The following is a 2,587-nucleotide window of genomic DNA, read 5'->3' on the forward strand; positions in this document are numbered from 1 at the left end:
AGGCCGCCGGCGCAGGCCAGCGCCAGCACCGCCGCCAACGCATAGGCGCCGCGTCCGCCGGGCAGGCCGCGGGCGCGGCGCAGGGTCGGATAAACGAGGGCGACCAGCAGCGCCAGCACCGCCGGCATCATCAGCCGCGACGCCAGCGGCCAGAACGCCAGGCCGGCGTCCCAGTAGGCCCAGGCCAGGCTCAGCACGAACGCCAGCGCGTACAGCCAGGCGCCGGCCGGGCGCCGCCGCAGCACCAGCAGCGCCGAGGCCACGCAGGCCGCGCCCATCGCCAGGAAGTAGAGGCTGCCGCCGAGGGTGGCCAGGCGGATGCCGCCGACCAGCAACGCCAGCCCGATCAGCGCCAGCAGCAGGCCGACGCTCCACAGCAATATCCGGCCGCCGGCCGACACATCCGATTGGGTTTGCACGTTTTCGATCCTCTGCAGGGGAGACGCACGGCGTCCGCGGCCGGCCACGAGGGCGGCGAAGGCGGGCGTGCGCACGATGGCATGCCGCGGCGGGAAACGACGTCGGCAAGATGGGCGATTATCGCATTTGTGTTCGTTAATAGAACGAATGGCGCCGTCCGCCGGTGCGACGCTGTGTGTCGGTTTCCGACGTTTCTCCGACCTTGGTGAAGCCCGTACAACGCACTGTTACAGACATGGTGCGATGCGACACATCCGTGGAGTAGCGTTGCGCGTTTCTTCCCAGCCGCACTCCCCATGTCCGACCGTTTCCAGGCGCCTCGTCGTCCCGTTCGCTGTGCCGTATTGCTGGCCGTTGCCGTGGCCGGAGGCTGCTCCGGCGACAAGCCGGCGGCCGCGCCGCCGCCGCGGGTGGGGGTGCTGACCCTGGGCGCGCGCACGCTGCCGTTGGAGCGCACTCTGGCCGGCCGCACCGTGGCCTACGAGACCGCCGACGTGCGCCCGCAGGTCGGCGGGCTGCTGCGCCAGCGCCTGTTCCAGGAGGGCCAGGAGGTCAAGGCCGGGCAGGCGCTGTACGTGATCGATCCGGCGCCGTACCAGGCCGCCTACGACATCGCCCGCGGCAACCTGGTGCAGGCCGAGGCGGCGCTGGCCAGTGCGCGGCCCAAGGCCGAGCGCACCCGCAGCCTCACCGACATGGACGCGGCCAGCAAGCAGGACGCCGACGACGCGGTGTCCGCGCTGCGCCAGGACGAGGCGGCGGTGGTCGCGGCCAAGGCGGCGTTGCAGGCGGCGCGCATCAACCTCGACTACACCCGCATCACCGCGCCGATCTCCGGCACCATCGGCACCTCCGCCTACACCGTCGGCGCGCTGCTCACCGCCGCGCAGGACGCGGCGCTGACCACCATCCAGCGCCTGGATCCGATCTACCTGGACGTCACTCAGTCCAGCACGCAGATGCTGGCGCTGCGCCGCCAGCTCGACGCCGGGCAGATCCACGCCATCGACGGCAAGGCGCAGGTGCAGGTGCGGCTGGAGGACGGCAGCACCTATCCGCACGCCGGCACGCTGGAGTTCGTCGGCACCCAGGTCAATGCCGGTACCGGCAACGTCACCCTGCGTGCGGTGGTGCCCAATCCCGAGCACCTGCTGCTGCCGGGCATGTACCTGCGCGCGGTGCTGCCGATGGCCACCGACCAGGGCGCGGTGCTGGTGCCGCAGCAGGCGGTGACCCGCGACAGCAAGGGCGAGCCCGTCGTGAAGCTGCTCGACGCGCAGAACAAGGTGGTGGAGCGGCACATCCGCACCGGCGAGGCGATCGGCCACGACTGGCTGGTGGAGTCCGGGCTCAAGCCGGGCGAGCGCCTGATCGTGGTCAACGGCAGCCGCGCCGAACTCGGCAAGCCGGCGCAGCCGTATCCGCTCACCGCCGCCCAGCTCGATGCCGCGCCGGCGCTGCCGGGCGACGACGCCCAGGCCGACTGAGGACTCCCGCATGTCGCGCTTCTTCGTCAACCACCCGGTGGTGGCCTGGGTCATGGCCATCGTCATCGTCCTGATCGGCATGCTGGCCATCCATGGGCTGCCGGTCGAACGCTATCCGCACATGGCGCCGCCCACCATCACCGTGCGCGCCACCTACACCGGCGCCTCGGCGCAGACGGTGGAAAACACCGTCACCCAGCTGATCGAGCAGTCGCAGCAGAGCCTGGACCACCTGCTGTACATGACCTCCACCAGCGCCTCGGACGGCACCGCGCAGGTCAACCTGGTGTTCGAGACCGGCACCAACGCCGACACCGCGCAGGTGCAGGTGCAGAACCAGTTGCAGTCGGTGATGTCGGTGTTGCCGCAGGCGGTGCAGCAGAACGGCCTGGTCATTACCAAGTCCAGCGGCTCGCTGTTCGAGGTGGTGGCGTTCACCTCCGACGACGGCAGCATGGACAACTTCGATGTCGCCAACTACATGGAATCGAACATCGACGACCAGATCAGCCGCGTCAGCGGCGTCGGCAACATCCAGCCGATGGGCTCGGAATACGCCATGCGCATCTGGCTGGACCCGGAGAAGCTGCGCAAGTACGCGCTGATGCCCTCGGACGTGGAGAACGCGCTGCAGTCGCAGAACACCGACGTGTCCGCCGGCGAGATCGGCGGCCAGCCCG

General features: G+C 70.2%; 2 protein-coding genes and 1 pseudogene. 2 read left to right on the top strand and 1 reads right to left on the bottom strand.

The annotated features are described in order from the left end of the window. Positions 1–419, bottom strand: a pseudogene (locus D183_RS24620) (membrane-bound PQQ-dependent dehydrogenase, glucose/quinate/shikimate family); the annotation flags it as partial. A gap of 297 nt (positions 420–716) precedes the next feature. Here D183_RS24620 and D183_RS0112495 point away from each other — a divergent pair. Both D183_RS0112495 and D183_RS24630 read left to right on the top strand, forming a co-directional pair. Next, a complete protein-coding gene (locus D183_RS0112495; RefSeq protein WP_026144422.1) occupies positions 717–1,907 on the top strand; it encodes an efflux RND transporter periplasmic adaptor subunit in 1,191 nt (396 codons plus the stop codon). A gap of 10 nt (positions 1,908–1,917) precedes the next feature. Continuing rightward, positions 1,918–2,587: efflux RND transporter permease subunit (locus D183_RS24630; protein WP_017909288.1), on the top strand; the 670-nt coding region annotated here is incomplete at its 3' end.

Source organism: Xanthomonas sp. SHU 199 (assembly GCF_000364665.1).
Lineage (GTDB): Bacteria > Pseudomonadota > Gammaproteobacteria > Xanthomonadales > Xanthomonadaceae > Xanthomonas_A > Xanthomonas_A sontii.

What these genes read in the sequence shown, in the direction of transcription:
- D183_RS0112495 (WP_026144422.1), top strand. Translation starts at nt 717, where the DNA reads ATGTCCGACCGTTTCCAGGCGCCTCGTCGTCCCGTTCGCTGTGCCGTA.